This is a genomic window from Serratia sp. TMDUHS_CL (genome assembly GCF_037137105.1).
GTDB classification, from domain to species: Bacteria; Pseudomonadota; Gammaproteobacteria; order Enterobacterales; family Enterobacteriaceae; genus Serratia; species Serratia nevei.
Map to the genome: position 1 here is coordinate 185011 of NZ_JBBBDV010000009.1, position 21398 is coordinate 206408.

The window sequence follows — 21398 nt, forward strand, 5'->3', positions numbered from 1 at the left end:
CGATAACGCGGTAAATTCGCCGTATCAAAGGGATAACACCGACCGTATTGTTGTTTGAATGTAAAAAATATTTTTCATTAGCTGTCAACCAACAGACCTCTTCATTCTAACGATTAAAGGGTAACGAACATGAAGCTGAAGAAACTGATCGCCGCCTCGGTACTGATGTGCATGCTGCCGGCCAGCGTGTTGGCGAAAGACATCAAGATCGGCGTTTCCATGGCTTACTTCGATGACAACTTCCTCACCATTCTGCGCCAGTCGATGCAAAACAAAATGAAGGCCGACGGCAACGTCAGCGGCCAGTTCGAAGACGCCAAGGGCGACATCGCGCAGCAAATTCAACAAATCGAAAACTTCGTCAGCCAGGGCGTCGACGCCATCATCCTCAACCCGGTGGATACCCAGGGCGTCAAGCCGATGATTAAGCTGGCCGAGAAGGCCAAGATCCCGCTGGTGTTCGTCAACCGCAAGCCGGAAGTGGCGCTGCCGGCCGGCATGGCCTACGTCGGCTCCGACTCCAAGCTGGCCGGCAAGCTGCAGATGGAAGCGCTGGCCAAGCTGATGAACGGCAAGGGCAACGTGATGATCCTGATGGGCGAGCTGTCGAGTGAAGCCACGCGCGACCGCACCCGCGGCGTGGAAGAGGTGGCGGCCAACTATCCCGGCATCAAAATAGTCGATAAGCAAACCGCCAAGTTCTTCCGCAAAGAGGCGGTGGACGTTACCACCGACTGGATTTTGTCCGGCCAGCAGATAGACGCCATCGCCTCCAACAACGACGAAATGGCCATCGGCGCTATTTTGGCGCTGAAGCAGGCCAAGAAATCCGGCGTGCTGGTGGCCGGCGTTGACGGCACGCCGGACGCGCTGGAGTTCATCAAGAAGGGCGATCTGGCGTTGAGCGTGTTCCAGGACGCCAAAGGCCAGGGCGAAGGCGCGGTGCAGACCGCCGTTCAACTGGTGAAAGGCGAGAAAGTGGAGAGCAACGTGCTGATCCCTTACCAACTGATCACCCAGGCCAATTACCAGCAATTCGCCGATAAAAACAAGAAATAAGCCGTGAAGCCCGCCGCGGGCGCCGGTGTGGGGCGAGCGCGGCGGAAAACGTGGGTCAGTGCGGAGGTAAGCGGTATGTACCCTTATGTTCTTGAGGCCGAAGGCATCAGCAAGCAGTTCCCCGGCGTCAAAGCGCTGGATAAGGTCTCGATTAAAATCAAACCCGGCAGCGTGCACGCGCTGATGGGGGAAAACGGCGCGGGTAAATCGACGCTGATGAAATGCCTGATCGGCATCTACCACCCGGACGAAGGCTCGATCAAAATCAAAGGTCGGCCGGTCACCTTCAGCGACACGCTGCAGGCGCTGCATTCGGGCATTTCCATGATTCACCAGGAGCTGAACCTGGTGCCCTACATGACGGTGGCGGAAAACATCTGGCTGGGGCGCGAACCGGCGCGGCTGGGGTTCGTCAACCACGAACAGCTGAACGAACAGACCCGCGAACTGCTGGCGCGGCTGAACATCAAACTGCAGCCGGAAACGCTGGTGGGCGAGCTGAGCATCGCCAACCAACAGATGGTGGAGATTGCCAAGGCGGTATCCTACAACGCCGACGTGCTGATCATGGATGAACCGACCTCGGCGCTGACCGAAGGCGAAGTGGTGCACCTGTTCGCCATCATTCGCGAGCTGCGCGAGCAGGGCAAAGGCATCATCTATATCAGCCACAAGATGGACGAGATCTTCGCCATCACCGACGAAGTGAGCATTTTCCGCGACGGCACCTTCATCGCCTGCGACAAAACCGAAAACCTGACCAAACAGTCGCTGATCACCATGATGGTGGGGCGCGAACTGACGCAGATGTTCCCTAAATTCAACAACAATATCGGCGAGGAAGTGCTGCGGGTGGCGGGGCTGCGCCGCAGCGGCTGGTTCCATGACGTATCGTTTAGCGTCAAGCGCGGCGAGATCCTCGGCGTTGCCGGGCTGGTGGGCGCCGGGCGCAGCGAAGTGATGGAGAGCCTGTTCGGCATGCACCCGGCGGACGGCGGCGAGATCTTTATCGAAGGCCAGGCGGTAAAAGTGGATTCCCCGGCGAAGGCGATCGAGAGCGGGCTGGCGTTCCTCACCGAAGACCGCAAGAAATCCGGCCTGTTTCTGGTGCTGTCGGTGGTTGAGAACATGAGCATCGTCAACCTGTCGGAATACATCGGCAAGAACGGTTTCGTCAGCCACGTGCAGATGGCCAAAGACTGCATGGATCAGATTAAAAAGCTCAACATCAAAACGCCGACCATGGATCAGATCATCAATAACCTCAGCGGCGGCAACCAGCAGAAGGTCTTGATCGCGCGCTGGCTGCTGGCGCAGCCGAAAATCCTGATCCTCGACGAACCGACGCGCGGTATCGACGTGGGGGCGAAAGCGGAAATTTACCGCCTGATCAGCGAGCTGGCCAACCGTGGCGTCGCCATCATTCTGGTTTCCTCCGAGCTGCCGGAGATCCTCGGCATGAGCGACCGGGTGATGGTGATGCACGGCGGCCGCATCACCGGCATTTTGGACAAAGACGACGCGGACCAGGAGAAGATCCTGGCGCTGGCCTCAGAATAACGAAGGGTGAACATCATGAGTAACGTAAAGATTGAGAAGCCGCTCTCCGCCGATTCAACGGGCAAGGGAACGCTGTTCTCCGGGCTGAGCGGCAAAATGCCGAAGGATACCGGTATCTTCATCGTGATGATCGGCATCGCGCTGATCTTCGAAATCCTCGGCTGGTACATGCGCGATCAGTCATTCCTGCTGAACCCGAACCGCCTGCTGCTGATCGTGCTGCAGGTGGCGATCATCGGCATCATCGCGGTGGGCGTCACCCAGGTGATCATCACCACCGGCATCGATCTCTCCTCCGGCTCGCTGATTGCGCTGACCGCGGTGGTGGCGGCCAGTCTGGCGCAGACCTCGGACAGCATCTCGCCGATGTATCCGGGGCTGCTCGATCTGCCGGCGGCGATCCCGATCGGCGCGGGGATCGGGGTGGGCATCGTCTGCGGCTTTATCAACGGCTTCCTGATCACCCGCACCGGCATTCCGCCGTTTATCGCTACGCTGGGGATGATGGTGTCGGCGCGCGGCCTGGCGCAGTACTACACCAAGGGCAACCCGGTCAGCTTCCTGTCGGACGGCTTCACGTCAATCGGCCAGGGCGCGATGCCGGTGATCATCTTCCTGGTGATTGCGGTGATCTTCCATATCGCACTCAAGCACACCCGCTACGGCAAATACATCTACGCCATCGGCGGCAACATGACCTCGGCGCGGGTTTCCGGCATCAACGTCAATAAGTACCTGGTGACGGTTTACACCATCGCCGGCGGCCTGGCGGGGTTGGCGGGCGTGGTGCTGGCGGCGCGCGTCAGTAGCGGCCAGTCGAGCATGGGGATGTCCTACGAGCTGGACGCCATCGCCGCGGCGGTGATCGGCGGCAGCAGCCTGATGGGCGGCGTCGGGCGCATCACCGGCACGTTGATCGGCGCGGTGATCCTCGGCCTGATCAAAAGCGGCTTCACCTTTATCGGCGTCGATTCTTACATTCAGGACATCATCAAAGGCGTGATTATCGTCGCCGCCGTGTCGATCGACATGCGGCGCAACCGCAAAAAACACTGATTGCCGTGAATTGCCGCCGGCGCCAGGGTTGGCCGGCGGCGTTTTTTTACCGGGGGACACATCATGAATTACCTGAAAGGGCTGTGGCTGGCGGTGGCGCTGTGCGCGTCTACCCCGGCATGGGCGCAAACCATCGGCGTGTCGATGGCCTATTTCGACCAGAACTTCCTCACCATCATCCGCCAGGCGATCGACAAGGAGGCCAAGGCGCGCGGCATCACCGTGCAGTTTGAGGACGCGCGCGGCGACGTCGGCCGCCAGACCGATCAGGTGCAGAGCTTTATCAGCGCCGGGGTGGACGCGATTATCGTCGATCCGGTCAACTCGGCCAGCACGCCGGTGATGACCAAAATGGTCCAGGCCGCCGGCGTGCCGCTGGTGTACGTGAACCGCACGCCGGGCGACGCCAAACTGCCGCAGGGCGTGGTGTTCGTCGGCTCCGACGAGCGGGAATCCGGCACGCTGCAGATGGAAGAGCTGGCGCGGCTGGCCGGCTATCAGGGCAACGTGGCGGTGATGGTCGGCAACCTGACCGACGCCGGCGCGCTGCAGCGCACCAAAGACGTGGAGCAGGTGGTGAGCAAGTACCCGAAAATGAAGGTGGTGCAGAAGCAGAGCGCCAACTATTCACGCAGTGAAGGTATGGACCTGATGATGAACTGGCTGACCAACGGCGAAGCGATCGACATCGTCGCCGCCAACAACGACGAGATGGCGATCGGCGCAATCATGGCGCTGCAGCAGGCGGGCAAGGCGGACAAGAAAGTGCTGATCGGCGGCATCGACGCCACGCCGGACGGCCTCAAGGCGCTGGCCTCCGGCAAGATGCAGGTCACGGTGTTCCAGGACGCGGTCGGGCAGGGCAAAGCCTCGGTCGATGTGGCGCAGCGCATGATCAACGGTGAAAAGCTCGAGCCGTATTACTGGATCCCGTTCGAGCTGGTGACGCCGGCCACGATGCAGAAGTATGCGACCAGGCCGTGAGTTAACCGTCAGATTCGCGTTGCCGGGGCGCTGCTTGCAGCGCCTTTTTTATTGGCGTCAGTTACATGTCCGCTTGCGGCCAGCGCGGCGCGGGATCTTGCTTCACACTGAGGATCTTTAAACCGCGTGAGGATGAGCGATGAACGCATTGAACGGCAAGGTGGCGGTGATCGGCGGCGCCAGTTCGGGGATCGGCAGGGCGGCGGCGCTGCTGTTCGCCCGCCAGGGGGCTGCGCTGGTGTTGGGGGCGCGGCGCGAGCGGCTGTTGGCGGAGCTGGTGGAGGACATTCGGCGCGAGGGCGGCCGGGCGCTCGCGGTGGCGGGCGACGTGCGCGATGAAGCCTTCGCCGAACGGCTGACGGCGACGGCGGTCGACGAATTCGGCGGGCTGGATATCGCCTTCAACAACGCCGGCACGTTGGGGCCGCTGGGGCCGTCGCTGGCGCTCACCGCGCCAGAATGGCGCGAGGTGCTGGAAACCAATCTGTCGAGCGCCTACTACGGCGCCAAATATCAAATCCCCGCCATGCTGGCGCGCGGCGCGGGCTCGGTGATTTTCACCTCCACCTTCGTCGGCCACACCGCGGCGTTTCCCGGCACGGCGGCCTATGCGGCCGGCAAGTCGGGGCTGATCGGCCTGACGCAGGCGCTGGCGGTGGAGTTCGGCGGGCGCGGCATTCGGGTGAACGCACTGCTGCCGGGCGGCACCGATACGGCGATGGGCCGGCAGATGAGCAATACCCCGGAGGCGCTGGCGCAGGTGGCCGATCTGCACGCGCTGAAGCGGCTGGCGATGCCGGAGGAGATCGCGCAGGCGGCGCTGTATCTGGCGTCTGACGCTTCCTCATTTGTCACCGGCACCGCGATGCTGGTGGACGGTGGCGTGTCCATCCAGCGCGGCTGAGACCACGGGCGCCGTGGCCTCAGCGGGCGTCAGAAAGCGGACAGGTGGCGGCGCACGATCTCGCGGCCGATCTCCAGCGAGGCAGTCGCCGCCGGAGAAGGGGCATTGCACACGTGCAGCGAGCGTTTACCCTGCACGAAATGGAAGTCGTCCACCAGCTTGCCGTCGGCGGTCAGCGCCTGAGCGCGCACGCCGGCCGGGCCGGGCCGGATATCCTGCTCCTGCAGCGCCGGGATCAGCCGACGGGCGTTCTCGGCAAAGCGGCGGCGCGACAGCGAACGGCGCATTTCCGCCAGTCCTTCGCCGAGGTAGTTGCCGGCGATTTTCCAAAAGCCGCGATAGCCGAGCACCTCGCTCAGATCGCGCAGGCTGAAGTCGCATTTGCGGTAGCCTTCGCGTTTGAAGGCCAACACCGCATTGGGGCCGACGTCGCGTTTGCCGTTATACATGCGGGTAAAGTGCACGCCGAGGAAAGGGAAATCCGGGTTGGGCACCGGGTAGATCAGATGGTTGACCAGGTGGTTTTTCGCGTCGTCCAACACATAGTATTCACCGCGGAACGGCACGATCTTCATGCCGGTTTCGTAACCGGTCAGTTTGGCGATGCGATCGCTGAACAGCCCCGCGCAGTTGATCAGCAGCCGTCCCTCGAAGGTGTCGCCGGCGGCGGTGACGGTGACGGTGACGCCGCCGGCGTGCTCGCGGATGGCCTCAACCTGATGGCCGTAGGCGATCTCGCCGCCGCGCCGCACAATGATCTCCGCCAGCTTGGCGGCCACCTCCGCGTAGTTGACGATGCCGGCGTCGGGCACCAGCAGCGCTTCAAGGCCATTGACGTGCGGTTCGCGCTCCCGCAGCTGCGCCTGTGACAGCCGGGTGACCTGCAGGCCGTTTTGCAGCCCGCGCTGATAGATGTTCTCCAGCCGATCCAGTTCGTTTAGCTGGGTGGCGACAATCACCTTGCCGCATTGGTCGTGATACAGGTCGTGTTCGCGGCAGAAGGCGAACATGCTGCGGTTGCCCTGTTTTGCCAACTGCGCTTTCAGGCTGCCGGGCGTGTAGTAAATGCCGGAATGCACCACGTTGCTGTTGTGGCCGCTTTGGTGCGCCGCCGGGCCGCGTTCTTTTTCCAGGATCAGAATGCGCCGCTGCGGATCCTCTTCCTGCAGCGCATTCACCACGCCGAGCCCCACCAGGCCGGCACCGATAACGATCGCGTCGTACATCACGGCTCTTGCTCCTCGTTTTCCAGGCGGCGTAATTTGCCGCGTACGTTGTTCAGATGGCTTTGCATGGCGGCGGTGGCCGCCGCCGCATCGCTGTCGCGAATGGCGATAAACACCCGCTCATGTTCGTCGATCACCCGCTGGCGCTCGGCCTGCCGCCCTAGGTTTTTGCTGAGCGAGTACACCAGCACCCCCAGATACAGCTCGTGCATGTTATCGAGGATCTGCACGAAAAAGGGGTTATGCGAAGCCTGCATGATGGCGCGGTGGAACAGGTAGTCCTGCCGATAGCCGATCTGGCCGTCGTTCAGCGTACAGTGACGAAAGGCGAGGTGCGCCTGTTCGATCGCCTGCAATTCCTGTTCGGTACGGCGCTCGGCGGCCATGCGCGCCGCCTGCTGCTCCATGACCTCGCGCATTTCCAGCAGCGCTTCCACCTCGCGGCGGTCGGCTACCTTCATCACCAGCGGTTCGTATTTGCTCAGCAGCGAATGCTGTTCCACCCGGTGGCCGCCGCCCTGGCGTGAGGAGATGATGCCGCTGACCTCCAGCACGCCGAGCGCCTCGCGCACCGGCACCCGGCTGACGCCGAACGCGTCCGCCAACACGTTTTCCGACGGTAGCTTCTCGCCGACCGGAAAGGTGCCGTCGTTGATACCGGCTTTCAGCTGCGCCAGCACCTGATGAGAGGCTTTCTGGCGCGTGACCTTGCGGATCATGACGCGTCTCCCGGCAGCGCGGCGCGCTGTTTATAGCGCAGCAGGTGCATGGCGGCGGCGGCGGCGATCAGGGCCGCACCGCCCAGATCGGTCATCAGGCCCGGTTTGATCAGTAAAATCGCCGCCGCGGTAAACAGCACCCGCTCCAGCCAGTGGGTCTTCATCAGCCAGAAATTGGCGCTGGCGATCGACAGGGCGTAGATCCCCACCAGCGCGCTGATCACCATATGCAGCACCGACAGCGGGTTGAGATCGTCACCCTGCATCAACAGCATCGGGTTGTAGACCAGAATGAACGGGATGATAAAGCCCGGCAGCGCCAGGCGCACCGCGTCCCACGAGGTTTGCATCGGATCGGCGCGGGCGATGCTGGCGGCGGTGTAGCTGGCCAGCGCCACCGGCGGCGTGATGTTGGACAACGCGCCGAACCAGAACACGAAGAAATGCGCCGCCAGCGGCAGCACGCCGGCTTTGATCAGGATCGGCGACACGGTCACCGCGACCACGATGTAGAGCGCGGTCGAGGGTAGCCCCATGCTGAGCACGATGCACACCAGCATCACCACCAGCAGGATCATCCACAGGGTGTTGTCGGTCATGGCGACGATGTTGAACGCCAGCGTGGAGCCGATGCCGGTCATGGTCACCACGCAGATGATCACGCCGATGGCGGCGCAGGCGATGGTGACCTGGATCGAGCCGCGCGCCGCGTCATTCAAGGCCAGCGCGATTTTTTTCGGCGTCATGCGCACCGAACTGTCGGGGGTGAGCCAGCTGGCGACGATGATGGCAATGATGCCGAGGAAGCCGGCATAGATCGGTGTTTTGCCCAGCAGCAGCGTGCCGATAACGATGACGAGCGGCAGCAGCAGCAGCCCGCGCGCCTTCAGCACCGCGCGCACCTGAGGGATGTTCTCCTTGTTGATGCCTTTCAGGCCCTGTTTCTTGGCTTCCAGATCGATTGCCATGATCAGCGCGGCGTAATAGAGCAGCGCCGGCACGATGGCGGCGATGACGATGGTGGTGTACGAGATGCCGAGGAAACCGGCCATGATAAACGCCGCCGCACCCATGATGGGGGGCATGATCATGCCGCCGGTGGAAGCGGTGGCTTCCACGGCGCCGGCGAAGCGGGACGACAACCCGATGCTTTTCATCAGCGGAATGGTGAAGGTGCCGGTGGTGGCGACATTGGCCACCGCGCTGCCGCTCAACGAGCCGGTCAGTGCCGACGAGATCACCGCCACCTGGGCCGGGCCGCCGCGGCGGCGTCCGGCGGCGGCCAGCGCCAGATCGTTGAACAGCGCGGTCGCGCCGCTGACGCTGAGAAAGGCGCCGAACAGAATAAACACCACGATGGCCGTGGAGGCGGTGGACAGGGTGATGCCGAAAATCCCCTCGCCGGTCATGAACAGCCGATACAGCAGGCGTTCTACCGAGAAGCCCCCGTGGCCGAAGATGCCCATGAAGTACTGCCCGAACAGCGCATAGAGAATGGCGAAGCTCGCCAGGCCGGGGATGAAATAGCCGGTGGTGCGCCGCGCGGCTTCGAACAGCACGCCGATACCGATCGCCGCCATCACATAATCGGTGGTGTTGGGGATGCTCTTGCGCACCACGTGCAGATCGACGTAGTTAACATAGAAATAGCCGTAACTGACCAGCGTCAGAATGATGAACAGATAGTCCCAGCGGTTGAAGCTGCGAGTGGCGTACCGGGCCGAGAAGGGGAACAGGATAAAGCCCAGGATCAGAATGCCGCTCAGGAAAGTGGTGTTGCGGTAGAACTCCTGCGTGTTGGACAGCGCGTTGGCGTAGATGGCATAGGCGGAGATGGCGATCGCCAGGACGGTTGCCAGCTGCAAATAAACGCCGCTCAGCGGCCGGTTGCCGGCGCCGGCTTCCTTGTCCAGATCGACGGCGGGCTGCGGTGAAGAAGAGTGAGTGCTCATACGTCCTCCTGGATTAAGGGTTGGCGGCCAGCGCGGCGGCTTCCGGCGGGATCAGATAATCGGGTATCTCGACGCCGGCTTCGCGGTAGTAGCGATAGGCGCCGAGGTGCAGCGGCACCGAAACGCCTTTCAGCGCATTTTCCAGCGAGATGTATTTGGCCGAGCTGTGTACCTGGTGCACTTCCGGCAGGTTCTCGAACATCGTTTTGGTCAGGTCGTACACCAACTTTTCATCGAGCCGGCTGAGGGCCACCAGAATATTGGGCTGTGCGATGGTGGCGACCGCCTTGGGCTGGCGCGGGTAGGTCTCCGCCTTGATGTCGAAACGGAACCAGGAGTTGGCGATGGCGTTGATGCTGGCCAGCTGTTCGTCGGTGACTTCCAGGATGCGTGCCGGCACGCCGCTGGCATACATATCGGTGACGGCGGCGGCCGGCACCCCGGCGGGCAGGGCGCCGCCGTCCAGGCGCCCGTCGCGCATCGCGGAAACCGTGTCGCCGTAGCCGAGGTATTCCGCCGACAGCGACTTCTTGGTCAGGTTGACGCCCTGCAGGATGATCATCGTCGACTGTTCGGTGCCGCTGGCCTGCGGCCCGACGGAAAAGCGCGTGCCGGCGATATCGTTCAGCGTGCCGTCTTTCACCCGGCTTTCCAGCATCACGAAGTGTTCGACGTTGGGCCACAGCATGGAGATGGAGCGCAGATCGCCGTAGGCGCGGCCGTCGAAGTTACGCACGCCCTGATAGGCTTCGACGGCGATCAGGCTTTGCAAAATCGCCAACTGCGCCTCGTCTTTTTGCAGCAGGTCGATATTCTCGATCGAGCCGGCGGAGGATTGGCCGGTGACCTGAATTCCCTGGTGCTTCAGCCGGTTGCTCCAGACGTTGGCCAGCCCGACGCCCATCGGGTAGTAGGTACCGCCGGTGGAGGCGGTGGCGACGGAGAGGAAGGTTTTATCGGCGTTTTCCGCTTTGCCGGCGATGGCCAACAACGCGGCACCGACCACGGCGCAGGTAACAAGCAACGTTTTGATTTTTCTATTTTTCATTATTTTCCCCAGCGGTTTTTTGAAACAAATAGAAAACATTTACGCAAACTTGTATACAACATGGCAGCTTTATTCACCTAAAGCGCAGTGCTTGATTTGTGATCTAAGTGGGCGAAAATTGAACGGTGCAGCAGAGGGCGGAAATGAAAAACCCGTGGCCGGGCGCCACGGGCATGCGGGGGAGGGTTACCAGCCTTTGACGGCGTCGCCCTTGTAGATGTCGGCGGCGCTGGCCGCCACTTCGTCGGTCTGATAGGCCTTGACCAGATCTTTCACTTTCTCGCTGTCTTTGTTGTCGATGCGGCTGGCGAAGATGTTGACGTACGGGGAGTTTTTGTCTTCGACAAACAGCCCGTCCTTGGCCGGCGACAGGCCGATCTGGCTGGAATAGTTGGTGTTGATGATCGCCAGCGTCACTTTCTGATCGTCCAGCGCGCGCGGCAGCTGCGGCGCTTCAATCTCGACGATCTTCAGCTTTTTCGGGTTGCCGACGATGTCCAGCGCGGTCGGCAGCAGGCCGACGCCCTCTTTCAGGGTGATCAGCCCCTGTTTTTGCAACAGCAGCAGCGAGCGGCCCAGGTTGGTCGGATCGTTCGGCACCGCCACCTGCGCGCCGTCCGGCAGTTGGCTGAGTGCGGTTATCTTCTTCGAATAGCCGGCGATCGGGTAGACGAAGGTGTTGCCCACTGCCGCCAGCTTGTAGCCGCGCTCCTGCATCTGCTTGTCCAGATACGGCTTGTGCTGGAAGGCGTTGACGTCCAGATCGCCGTTGTTCAGCGCTTCGTTCGGCAGCACGTAGTCGTTGAAGGTCACCACCTCCACGTCCAGATCGTATTTCTGCTTGGCGACCTTTTGTACCACCGCCCACAGCGACTGATCGATACCGGCGCTGATGCCGACCTTGATGTGGTGATCGTCCTGTGCCGTCGGGCCACAGGCGGTCAGCAGCAGCGTGCCGGCGGCGGCCAGCGCCAGGGTGAGGTTTTTCAGCGTAAATGTCATTTTCCCAGGGTCCTTGTCAACATTGCCTGCTAATTTTGGCAGGCAGAATAGTGGCAGTGACTGTAGGTAATCGCTGGGCTAAAACAAAATACTGATTCACTATGACTCATAGCGATTAGCTATGAGCGGCCGCCGCCTGGCGCGGTGCGGATTGTTTTGACGGCGAATCGGCGGGCTTATTATGATAGCCGTTGGCCCGTGAGGGCAGACTGGGTACTGAAACGAAGGAAAAGACAATGCGATTGAACACTTGGAGCAAGGCGCTGCTGCCGCTGGTGGTGTTGGCCTGCGTCTCGGCGACTCAGGTTCGGGCGGCGGAGAGCGATACCGGGCCGATCCCCAAACAGCTGCTGGGCAACTGGCGCGTCAGTAAAATTGTGCCGACCCAGACCACCGGCTGCTGGGATCAACAGCAGGCGCAGAGCCTGATCGGCGGCAAAATCAGCTACAAAGCGGATGCGTTCAGCTGGAACGGCACGGCGCTGAAAAGCGAAGGGGCCACCGTCAGCACCGTAGAAGCGCAGGAGTTTGTCGAGGACAATTCCGGCAGCAGCTCCTACATCGATTTCCCGATGCTGGGCATCAGCACGCCGTCGGTCGAACGCGTGGCCATTCAGCACGCGGATACCGCCATCAAAGGTATCACCGATCAGGGCACCGATGGGGTGCCCGGCGATAACGTGCTGGTGAAAGACGCCAACACGCTGATCCTGTCGCTGTGCAACGTCTGGTTTGAGGCGCAGCGCGAGAAGTAATTTTTGCCTTCAGCCCCGGCAACGGGGCTTTCCCTCCGCGTCGCCACCCGTCATACGCGCCATTTCTGAACTAAAATTAACCATAACGATATGACCCCGGCGTGATATCGGAGCCTCGGCTCTACCGAGTCCATGACAGGAGGCGCTATGTGTTACCACCATATTGTCATCGCCACCGATCTGAGCGATGACGGCAAACGGCTGGTCGAAAAGGGGGCGCTGCTGGCGGAGGCGCTGCAGGCCAAACTCTCGCTGATCTATGTGGACGTTCACTACGACACCTACCACGCGGCGATCGGCTTTTCGGAGCGCAGCTATGACGGCGTGCCGTTCGAAGAGAAGATCCGCAAAGAGCTGGAGCCCACCACGCAAAACGTCAATTACCCGATCGCGGAGGTGATTATCGGGCGCGGCGGCTTCGTCGACGAACTGCGTACGGCAGTCGTGGATAAGAACATCGATCTGCTGGTGTTCGGCCATCACCACGATCTGTGGAGCAACCTGTTTTCTTCCACCCGCAATGCCATCAACCAGCTGAATATCGACGTGCTGGTGATCCCGATCCGCTCATAAACGCGGGCCACCGCCGGGCAACGATGGCGGTGGCCGCTGCGGCTTATTGCGTGAAGAAGTCGTTATATAGCATGTACAGGTGCGCCGCGCTCCAGGAGAAGTTCGGCGCGCCTTGCTGCTTGCCGGTGAGCGGGTTGTAGTTCTCGCGGATCGGCCCGTCGGCGACCAGGCCGTCGGCGTGGCGGAAGAAGGCCTGCGCCATCGCCACCGCATCGTCGCGATAGCCGTAGCGCTCCATGCCCTTGAGGCCGAAATACAGCTGATCGACCCACACGCGGCCGCGCCAGTAGATGTCCGCGCCGAACGCCGGATTGGTCAGCGCCGCGGTGCCGAGCGGCACGTAGGTATTGAACTCGCGCGGATCCTTCATCACCCTGACCACCGCATCGGCGTGCGGTTGGCTGGCGGCGCCGTTGAACAGCGGCGACCAGCCTTCCGGCCCTTTGCCGCGTTCGACGATCGGTTTGCCGGCGCAGCCGTTGGCCAACGGCTGGCTTTCGATGCGGATGTCATAGAAGAAACCGCTCTGCTTGTCGAACATGCAGGTGTTGATGTAGGCCGCCAGCCGGTCGGCTTTGGCGCGGAAGGCAGCGGCCTCGGCACCGCGGCCCAGAATATCGGCCATCTCCGCCAGATAGCGGTTGTCGCTGTACATATAGCTGGCCTGATCCACCGACTCCTGCAGCAGCGAGTAGCCGAGCAGCGTACCGTCCGGCGCGCGGTTTTCGGCGAATTTTACCTGCCAGTCTTCGCGTTTGCCGCCCTGCGCCACGTAGCGCGCCAATTGATCCGGATCGATAAAGCCGAATATCGCCGCGTCGTCGCGGCCCGACTCCCAGGAGGCGGCGGTCTGCGCCGGGATCTCGATGCTGTCGTACAGCCCCTCGCGCACGATGCGATCGTAATTGTCGAGGCCGGCCAGCGTTTGCTCGCGCTGCCCGCGTTTGACGGTGAACAACATGCGCCCGTCGGGGGTATTGTGCGCTTTGTCGCGGGTGGCGCCGTACTCCGGCACGCCGTTGCCGTTGTGATCGCGGTTGCGCAGCCACCAGTCATGGTAGGCCACCAGCTTCGGGTACATCTCCGCCAGCCAGTCCTTATCGCCGGTGACGCGATACACCTCCATCACCGCCCAGGCCGCCAGGCTCGGCTTGGTGTTGCGCTCGTTCCAGTTGCCGCCGTCGCCGCCGCGCTCCGGGCTGGGGTTGTAGGCGATAAGGTCGGGCAGAAAACCGGCGTCCCACGGGCGCAGGGCGTCGCCCGGTCGGATCTGGAAGGCGAACACTGCGCGAATGTTGTCCTTGGCCACGTCCGGGTTGAAGTGCGCCATGGCGTAGGCCTGTTTCCAGGTGTCCCACGGCCAGGTTTGGTTGCCGGAGAACCAGCGCCCGGTCACCGACGGGGTGACCGAGTCGAACTTCATCGCCCCGGCTGCGCCGCGCCAGTTGCCGTTCAGCGTTTCCATCGCTTTGACCGCCACGCGGGTTTGTTCCGGCGTGGCGTGCGGGTTGCTGAGCCCTGTGGCGAGATAGCGTTCCCAGCGCTGGGCCGACGCGGCCATATAGCGCTGCGGGTGAGCGAGGATATCGGCGATAGCGCGCTGTTCGCGCTGTGCCTCTTCGGCGGTGAGCAGGTGCGAGTAGGTGGTGTACAGGGTGGTGGAACCGGCGATGCGCGCCGTGGCGCGGAAGCGGTGGCCGTCGACCGTGGTGCGCTGCGGCAGTGATTTGTGGATCTGATACTCGGACTGGCCCGAGGTCATCAACTGCGACGGTGCGCGCACCTTGCCGAAGGTGACGCGCAGGCCGTCAGCGGTCGGCACAATGCGGCGCGTGTAGTCCGGAAACGCCTGCTCGAGGGTCGCCGGCGGCTGCGGTTTTTGCTCTTTGGCCGCGTAGCGCTCCAGCAATTCACCGTCCCACACCAGCTCCAGCGGCGTGTCGGTCAGGATTTGGGTTTCCAGCAGCGAGGTGCGCGCGGCGGCGAAGCGCAGCGTCAGGTTGACGGTCACGCCCGGCGCGCTGAGCCGCTGCACCAGGGCGCCGGGCAGGCTGTAGGCCGTCATGGTGAAATGCACCGGTTTACCGTCTCGATAGACGCTGAGCCGATCGAAATTGTTGGCCATAAAGTTGATGTACTCTTCGGTCAGCAGCGCCGGGCCGGGGAAACCGCCCATGCCTTCCGGCCCGCTCGGCAACAGGTGGCCGTGCCAGGCGCCGAGATCGAAGAACGGATTGAAGCGCTGGTGATCGTCGAAATCGTAATCGAGCATAAAGTGCGGCGCGCCGCGGCGGTCGATGACGTTTTTATAGCGCTCGGCCAACGGGGCGTCGGCGTCGGGCGTTTTCGGCGCACAGCCCGTTAGCGCCAACGCGAGGGTGAGGGCAGTGGCCAGCGGTGTCAGGGGAGTCATGTTCATCGTAGGAGCCTCAACGGTTACCAATAGAAATATTGCATCAGAAACACCGAGTTGCTGGCACCGGTGCTGTCGTTGCGCATGAAGAATTTGCTGTCCAACGCGGTGGCCAGTCTGCCGCCGGCGTATTCGTACCAGACGCCAAACTGGGCGTATGAGGTGGCGGTGTCCGCCGCGTTATCAAACCGGTGACGGGCGTAGCTGTAGGCGCTGGAGAGATACAGCCCTTTGGCGGTTTCCGTCATCGCGCTGAGCATCAGGCCCGATTCGCTGCCGGGATGGCCGCCGCTGTCGCCTTTGCCGGTGTGGTGCCAGATGCGGCCGGCCAGGTGCTTACCGCGCAGCCCCAGCAGAAACAGCTGCCCCAGCCCGTCGGTCACTTCCAGGCCGGTCAGCAGCGTCAGATTCTCCTGCAGGTCGTACTGGGTGTAGCCGTTGGCCATCGCCCGGTAGGTATACTTGTCGGAATAGCGGTCGTATTTACCGAAGTGCAGCAGTGCCTTGCTCTCGTCGGTGCGGCTTTCCGGGGCAGCCGTCACGCTGTAGCGAAAGCGCCCGGTCAGTTTTTGCAGCTTGGCGGCGTAGCTGAGATCGCGGGTGTTGGGGATCACGTAGCCGTACTCCGGCGTGAAGTCGCCCCACCACTGCAAATCGTCGAGCGACGAATCGTTGCGCACGCTGAGCATCATCTCGGTGCCGTCGTCGGTGCGATAACCGCCGTAAAAGCGGTTCAATCCACCCTCGAAGCCGCCCCAGCTGTGGTCCGGCGTCCAGGCGTGGCCCTGGCTGTCCGCCTGCACGGTCCAGCCTTCGCCGTAAATCAGGCCGAACCAGTGTCCCCGCTTGATCTCCAGGCCACCTTCGATATAGGTGCCGTCGCTGTATTGATGCTGATGTTCGCCGTTCAAATAGACGCTGCCGCCGATGCCGAGCTCGCCGTAAAAACGCAGGGCGGTCGCGGTGCTATCGGGAAGCGGCGGTGGCGGGAGCTGATTGCGCTCCGCCGGGGTCACCGGTTCCTGCGCCGCCCAGGCGGGCGCATTAACGAGCAGCAACAAGGGCAACAGGGCGTGATGGCTTAGTGATTTCATGGGGCATAGCCTGGTGTTGGATGGATCGGAACGTCAGCCGAGCGGCGGCTCACGCGAGGTCGCTCCCGGATCCCTGGGAGAAGAGAAAAAGTCCGCCCTCATGGGGCAGTAAACGGCAGGTATATTAGTAAAATATTTAGTAAAAAATACGCTTAAATCAGTAAATCGTTAACTTGATCACAGCGGGCGAAATGGGTATCTTTCGCTGCAGGCGCCCAGCAACGGCTGGCATGAGCGTGCGCTGGCCCGGTCTGGGAAGGAGAGGAGGCGGGCGGCGCTGTACGCCGTGGCGCTATCCGATTAAGCTACCGTTTTTCGTCTGTGCATTGGGACTCTATGGCCACACTGAAGGAAATTGCTGAAGCCGCTAATGTGTCCGTCGCCACCGTTTCACGCGTGTTGAATGACGACCCCACCCTGAGCGTGAAGGCGCAAACCCGCCAGAAGATCCTGGAAGCGGCGGAGCGCCTCGAATACAAGGTTGCACCTTCCAAACGGCAAAGCGGGCAACGCCTGCATTTCGCCGCGCTGTTCACCTATACGCAGGGCGTGGAGATCAACGATCCCTATTACCTGGCGATGCGCTACGGCATCGAAACGCAGTGCGAAAAGCTGGGCGTGGCGCTGAGCGCCGGATATGACTTCAACGGCGACAAGGCGCTGCCGGCCGCCGACGGCCTGCTGGTGATCGGCCGGCCACAGCCCGCGCTGTATGAGCAGCTCAGGCAGCAGGAAACGCCGGTCGTATTCATCGACGGCGTGGTGGAGGATGAGCGGTTCGACTGCGTCAATGTCGACCTGTACAAGATCAGCCGCAAGGTGATCGACTACTTCATCGGCCGCGGCTATCAGCGCATCGGCTTTATCGGCGGGCGCGACGATCCGGCCGGCATCGACCAGCGCGAGCAGGCATTCGTCGAGTATGGCCGGCAGCAAAACGTGGTGCGAGCGCAGGACATTTACCACGGTGATTTCAGCAGCCAGTCGGGCTACCAGTGCGCCAAAGCGATGTTGCAGAGCAAGAATGGCTATCCGCCGGCGCTGCTGGTGGCGACCGATTCGATCGCGATCGGCGTGCTGCGTGCGCTGCACGAACACGGCATTCAGGTGCCGGGGCAGATCGCGCTGATCAGCGTCAACGACATTCCCACCGCCCGCTTTATTTTCCCCGCCTTGTCCACGGTGCGCATCCCTTCGGAGACCATGGGCGCACAGGCCGTCAACCTGCTGGCGGAGCGGCTGCGCGATGAGCGCGCCGTCCCGCTGTCGATCTTCGTTCCCAGCTCGCTGCAGCTGCGCGACACCACCGTCGCCTGACCGGCCCCGCTTCGGCGGGGCGTTGCGTTGGCGCCCAAAATTAACGTCATGATAAAAAAAGGCATTTGAGATTTATTGTGATCCTGTCGTCATTTGGTAAATATCAACTGTAGTTTTTACTAAATATTTACTATCGTTTCCGCATTGCACAGGTGTCGGGAGACGTGACGTGAATAATTGGGAAAACATTGAAAAACAGTCGGAGCACCGGTTGGCGCCGCGCGCGAGCTTCTTCAGCTACGCGGACGCCGGGCAGGCGCTGAGCTTCGATCGCAACGCCAGCCGGCGCTTCCAGCTGCTGAGCGGCCGCTGGCGTTTTCGCTTCTTCGAGCACCCGGCGCAGGTGCCGGCGGCGTTTTACCGGGAGCCGATGAACGACTGGGGCGATATGGCGGTGCCGGGCATGTGGCAGCTGGAAGGGCACGGCCACCTGCAGTACACCGACGAGGGCTTCCCGTTCCCGATCGACGTGCCTTACGTGCCGACCAACAACCCCACCGGCGCCTATCAGCGCCCCTTTACGCTCGACGCCGGCTGGCAAGATCAGCAGGTGCTGATCAAATTCGACGGCGTGGAAACCTACTTCGAGGTGTACGTTAACGGCGACTATGTCGGCTTCAGCAAGGGCAGCCGGCTGTGCGCCGAGTTCGACATCAGCCCCTATGTGCGGCAGGGCGAGAACCTGCTGTCGGTGCGGGTGATGCAGTGGGCCGATTCCACCTACATCGAAGATCAGGACATGTGGTGGATGGCCGGCATCTTCCGCGATGTCTATCTGATCGGCCAGAGCGCCACTCACCTTCACGACCTGACACTGGTCACCACCTTTGATGAGCGCTATTGCGACGCGCAGTTGGCGATCGATGCCGAGCTGCGCCATCTCGGTGTGCAGGCCGCCGAGGGCTGCCGCCTGCAGGCGCAGCTGTTCGACGGCGATCGCTGCGTGGCGGAGCAGTGGCGCGACGATCTGCGCATCGAGCAGGCGCTGAGCTGCCGTTTCGAACTGCCGGTCAGCCGCCCGCAGCAGTGGAATGCGGAAAATCCCTACCTGTATCAGCTGTTGCTCAGCCTGTATGACGGCGCCGGCAACCTGCTGGGCGTGGTGCCGCAGCGGGTGGGTTTCCGCGAGATCGCGGTGCGCGACGGGCTGATGTACGTCAACGGGCGCTACCTCAAGTTGCACGGCGTCAACCGCCACGATCACGATCACCGCAAAGGGCGCGCCGTCGATATGGCGCGGGTGGAGCGCGACATCGTGCTGATGAAGCAGCACAACATCAACTCGGTGCGCACCGCCCATTACCCCAACGATCCGCGCTTTTACGAGCTGTGCGATCTCTACGGCCTGTTCGTGATGGCGGAGACCGATCTGGAAAGCCACGGCTTCGCCAACGTCGGCGATCTGAGCCGCATCACCGACGATCCGCGCTGGGAGCAGGCCTACGTCGAGCGCATCGAGCGCCACGTGGCGGCGCAGAAAAACCACCCGTCGATCATCATCTGGTCGCTGGGCAACGAGTCCGGCTACGGCTGCAACATTCGCGCCATGGCCCGGCGCTGCAAGGCGCTCGATCCGACTCGTCTGATCCACTATGAAGAAGATCGTGACGCCGAAGTGACCGACGTGATCAGCACCATGTATTCCCGCGTGGCGATGATGAACGCCTTCGGCGAATACCCGCACCCCAAACCGCGCATCCTGTGCGAATACGCCCACGCGATGGGCAATGGTCCCGGCGGGCTGTTCGAATACCAGTCGGTGTTCAACCGTCACGCCAGTTTGCAGGGGCACTACATCTGGGAGTGGTGCGATCACGGGCTGCTGAGGCACGACGCGCAGGGGCGCGAGCGCTACCAGTACGGCGGCGATTACGGCGACTACCCGAACAACTACAACTTCTGCATGGACGGCCTGATCTATCCGGACCAGCGCCCCGGCCCCGGCCTGCGTGAATACCAGCAGGTGCTGTGCCCGGTGGAGGTGACGGCGGAAGAGGGGGCGGGTGACGTGCTGCGGGTGAAAAACCGCTATTGGTTCAGCTCGCTGGCGGACATCACGCTGAAGGTCAGCGTCAAGACCGACGGCCGCCAGGTGGCAAGTTACGAATTCAAGCTGCCGCATCTGCAGCCGGGCGAGAGCGAAGACATGCATCTGCCGGTGTTGGCGCTGGGGCAGGGGGAAACGCTGATCGACGTGGCGGTGCATAAGGACAGCGCCACCCGCTACAGCGAGAGCGGCCAGCGGCTGGGGCATTATCAGCATCTGCGCCAGGCGGCGACGCGGCGACCGGCTCCACCGTTGGCCGATGCGCCGGCGCTGCAATGCCGCGAGGAGAATCATCAGCTGCTCGTCAGCGGCGGCCGGTTCCAGCTGGCGTTCTCGCTGCTGAGCGGCGAACTGCTGTCGTGGCGGGTAGACGATGAAGAAATGGTGGGGCGCGCGCCGCGCATCACCTTCTTCAAACCGGTGATCGATAACCATAAACAGGAATATGAGGGGATTTGGCTGCCGCAACATTTCCCCATCATGCAGCAGCACTTCCGCCGCCTCAGCCGGCAATGGCAGGGCGAAGATCTGCTGCTCGAGGTGCACAGCCTGATTGCGCCGCCGGTGTTCGACTTCGGCATGCGCTGCACCTACCGCTGGCGCATCTCCCCGCAGGGCGGGGTCAGCCTGGATCTGTCCGGTGAGCCTTACGGCGATTTCCGGCAGATTATCCCGAAAATCGGTCTCGATTTCGGCATCAGTCGCCGCTTCGTGCAGGTGGAATACTACGGCCGCGGGCCGGGCGAGAACTACCGCGACAGCTGCCGAGCCAACCTCATCGGCCACTACCGGCAGCGCGCCGAGGCGCTGTTCGAACACTATCCGTTCCCGCAGGACAACGGCAACCGGCAGGACGTGCGCTGGCTGAGCCTGCAGGACGCGGCGGGCAAGGGGATCTTCATCCAACCGCGGCGGCCGATCAACTTCAGCCTGTGGCCTTACAGCGCCGAGATGCTGCACCAGGCCCAACACATCAACGAGCTGGAACCGAGCGACTGCCTGACGCTGAACCTGGACGACCAGATCCTCGGCCTCGGCTCCAACTCCTGGGGCTCCGAAGTGCTGGATACCCACCGGGTCTATCTGGCGCCGTTCAGCTACGGCTTCACACTGGTGCCGTTCGACGGGCGGCAAACGCAGGGTGCCGCGCTCGCCGGTTATGACTTCGCGCCCGCTCATCATCACCCGCAGTCTGCGGAGGAAAACGCATGATCATTCTCGAATCCCTGGCGGAGTTCCAGCGCATTTATCACAGCGGCAAGAAGTGGCTGCGTTGCATGGAAGCGATCGCCAATGTCGAGCGCATCAGCCCAAACGTGTGCCATTCGATCGGCGACTCGCTGACGTATCGGCTGAGCGTCGGCGCCGGCCGCCAGCACGGCTGGCTGGAGGGCAACCGCCGTTACTTCGACGTGCACTATTACCTCGACGGGGAAGAGACCGTCGAGGTTGCCGACAAACGGGCGCTGACGACGGTGGCGCCCTATCAGGACGAAACCGACCGCGAGTTTTTCAGCGGCGAAGGCGAGAGGCGCCGGGTCGGCAAAGGCAACGTGGTGATCTTCGAAAACCACCAGGCTCACCGCTTCGCAGAAAGCGGCAAGGTAAAAAAAGTCATTTTAAAAGTGACGGTGGAAGACAGCTATTTCGTCAATAAATAGCGCGCTCGCCGATCGATAACAACAAACC

General features: G+C 62.2%; 17 protein-coding genes. 10 read left to right on the forward strand and 7 right to left on the reverse strand.

The features are described from left to right. The first annotated feature begins 129 nt into the window (after window positions 1–129). The 5 genes from WCL58_RS17540 (at window position 130) to WCL58_RS17560 (ending at window position 5563) form a co-directional block, all read left to right on the forward strand. Window positions 130–1059, forward strand: coding sequence for a sugar ABC transporter substrate-binding protein (locus tag WCL58_RS17540; protein ID WP_033642730.1), 930 nt, complete (start codon window positions 130–132; stop codon window positions 1057–1059). A 75-nt stretch (window positions 1060–1134) separates the two neighbouring features. Beyond that, window positions 1135–2619, forward strand: coding sequence for a sugar ABC transporter ATP-binding protein (locus tag WCL58_RS17545; protein ID WP_049202519.1), 1485 nt, complete (start codon window positions 1135–1137; stop codon window positions 2617–2619). 15 nt (window positions 2620–2634) lie between these two features. Continuing rightward, window positions 2635–3675, forward strand: a complete 1041-nt coding sequence (locus WCL58_RS17550; RefSeq protein ID WP_025160279.1) for an ABC transporter permease — start codon at window positions 2635–2637, stop codon at window positions 3673–3675. Window positions 3676–3738: 63 nt separating this feature from the next. Then, the gene (locus WCL58_RS17555; protein ID WP_336851429.1) at window positions 3739–4659 is read left to right on the forward strand and encodes a sugar ABC transporter substrate-binding protein; all 921 of its coding nucleotides are present in this window, start codon (window positions 3739–3741) and stop codon (window positions 4657–4659) included. 139 nt (window positions 4660–4798) lie between these two features. After that, window positions 4799–5563 (forward strand): SDR family oxidoreductase, encoded by a 765-nt coding sequence (locus WCL58_RS17560; RefSeq protein WP_049274233.1) that lies wholly within the window; start codon window positions 4799–4801, stop codon window positions 5561–5563. 29 nt (window positions 5564–5592) lie between these two features. Here WCL58_RS17560 and lhgO read toward each other — a convergent pair whose 3' ends face one another. The 5 genes from lhgO to metQ all read right to left on the reverse strand — a co-directional run bounded on the left by lhgO (window position 5593) and on the right by metQ (window position 11510). Continuing rightward, the gene (gene lhgO, locus WCL58_RS17565; RefSeq protein ID WP_336851449.1) at window positions 5593–6789 is read right to left on the reverse strand and encodes an L-2-hydroxyglutarate oxidase; all 1197 of its coding nucleotides are present in this window, start codon (window positions 6787–6789) and stop codon (window positions 5593–5595) included. Beyond that, entirely contained in the window at window positions 6789–7508 is a 720-nt protein-coding gene (locus WCL58_RS17570) for a FadR/GntR family transcriptional regulator (RefSeq protein ID WP_336851430.1), read from the reverse strand. The genes lhgO and WCL58_RS17570 overlap by 1 nt, the downstream gene beginning before the upstream one ends. Then, window positions 7505–9460 (reverse strand): TRAP transporter permease, encoded by a 1956-nt coding sequence (locus tag WCL58_RS17575; RefSeq protein ID WP_336851431.1) that lies wholly within the window; start codon window positions 9458–9460, stop codon window positions 7505–7507. Before WCL58_RS17575 ends, WCL58_RS17570 begins: the two co-directional genes overlap by 4 nt. Window positions 9461–9473: 13 nt before the next feature. Next, window positions 9474–10508: a TAXI family TRAP transporter solute-binding subunit gene (locus tag WCL58_RS17580; RefSeq protein WP_049202560.1), complete on the reverse strand. Its 1035-nt coding sequence runs from the start codon at window positions 10506–10508 to the stop codon at window positions 9474–9476. 186 nt (window positions 10509–10694) lie between these two features. Continuing rightward, a complete protein-coding gene (gene metQ / locus WCL58_RS17585; RefSeq protein ID WP_047727757.1) occupies window positions 10695–11510 on the reverse strand; it encodes a methionine ABC transporter substrate-binding lipoprotein MetQ in 816 nt (271 codons plus the stop codon). A gap of 236 nt (window positions 11511–11746) precedes the next feature. On the opposite strand from metQ, the gene WCL58_RS17590 reads away from it, so the two are divergent. After that, window positions 11747–12265 carry a hypothetical protein gene (locus tag WCL58_RS17590; RefSeq protein ID WP_049202527.1) on the forward strand — a complete coding sequence of 173 codons (519 nt, stop codon included), beginning with the start codon at window positions 11747–11749 and terminating at the stop codon, window positions 12263–12265. Window positions 12266–12412: 147 nt separating this feature from the next. After that, window positions 12413–12838, forward strand: coding sequence for a universal stress protein (locus WCL58_RS17595; RefSeq protein ID WP_015377548.1), 426 nt, complete (start codon window positions 12413–12415; stop codon window positions 12836–12838). A 43-nt stretch (window positions 12839–12881) separates the two neighbouring features. Here WCL58_RS17595 and ygjK read toward each other — a convergent pair whose 3' ends face one another. After that, the gene (gene ygjK, locus WCL58_RS17600; protein ID WP_336851432.1) at window positions 12882–15257 is read right to left on the reverse strand and encodes an alpha-glucosidase; all 2376 of its coding nucleotides are present in this window, start codon (window positions 15255–15257) and stop codon (window positions 12882–12884) included. Window positions 15258–15274: 17 nt separating this feature from the next. Beyond that, window positions 15275–16345, reverse strand: a complete 1071-nt coding sequence (gene ygjJ / locus WCL58_RS17605) for a protein YgjJ (RefSeq protein ID WP_336851433.1) — start codon at window positions 16343–16345, stop codon at window positions 15275–15277. A 336-nt stretch (window positions 16346–16681) separates the two neighbouring features. Between ygjJ and ebgR the strand changes: the two genes are divergently transcribed. From ebgR to WCL58_RS17620, 3 genes are all read left to right on the forward strand, one after another. Beyond that, window positions 16682–17662 (forward strand): transcriptional regulator EbgR, encoded by a 981-nt coding sequence (gene ebgR, locus WCL58_RS17610; RefSeq protein WP_049202529.1) that lies wholly within the window; start codon window positions 16682–16684, stop codon window positions 17660–17662. A gap of 169 nt (window positions 17663–17831) precedes the next feature. Further along, complete coding sequence (gene ebgA / locus WCL58_RS17615; RefSeq protein WP_336851434.1) at window positions 17832–20921, forward strand: beta-galactosidase subunit alpha; 3090 nt, start codon at window positions 17832–17834, stop codon at window positions 20919–20921. Further along, window positions 20918–21370, forward strand: a complete 453-nt coding sequence (locus WCL58_RS17620; RefSeq protein WP_055312129.1) for a beta-galactosidase subunit beta — start codon at window positions 20918–20920, stop codon at window positions 21368–21370. Before ebgA ends, WCL58_RS17620 begins: the two co-directional genes overlap by 4 nt. Window positions 21371–21398 lie beyond the last annotated feature (28 nt).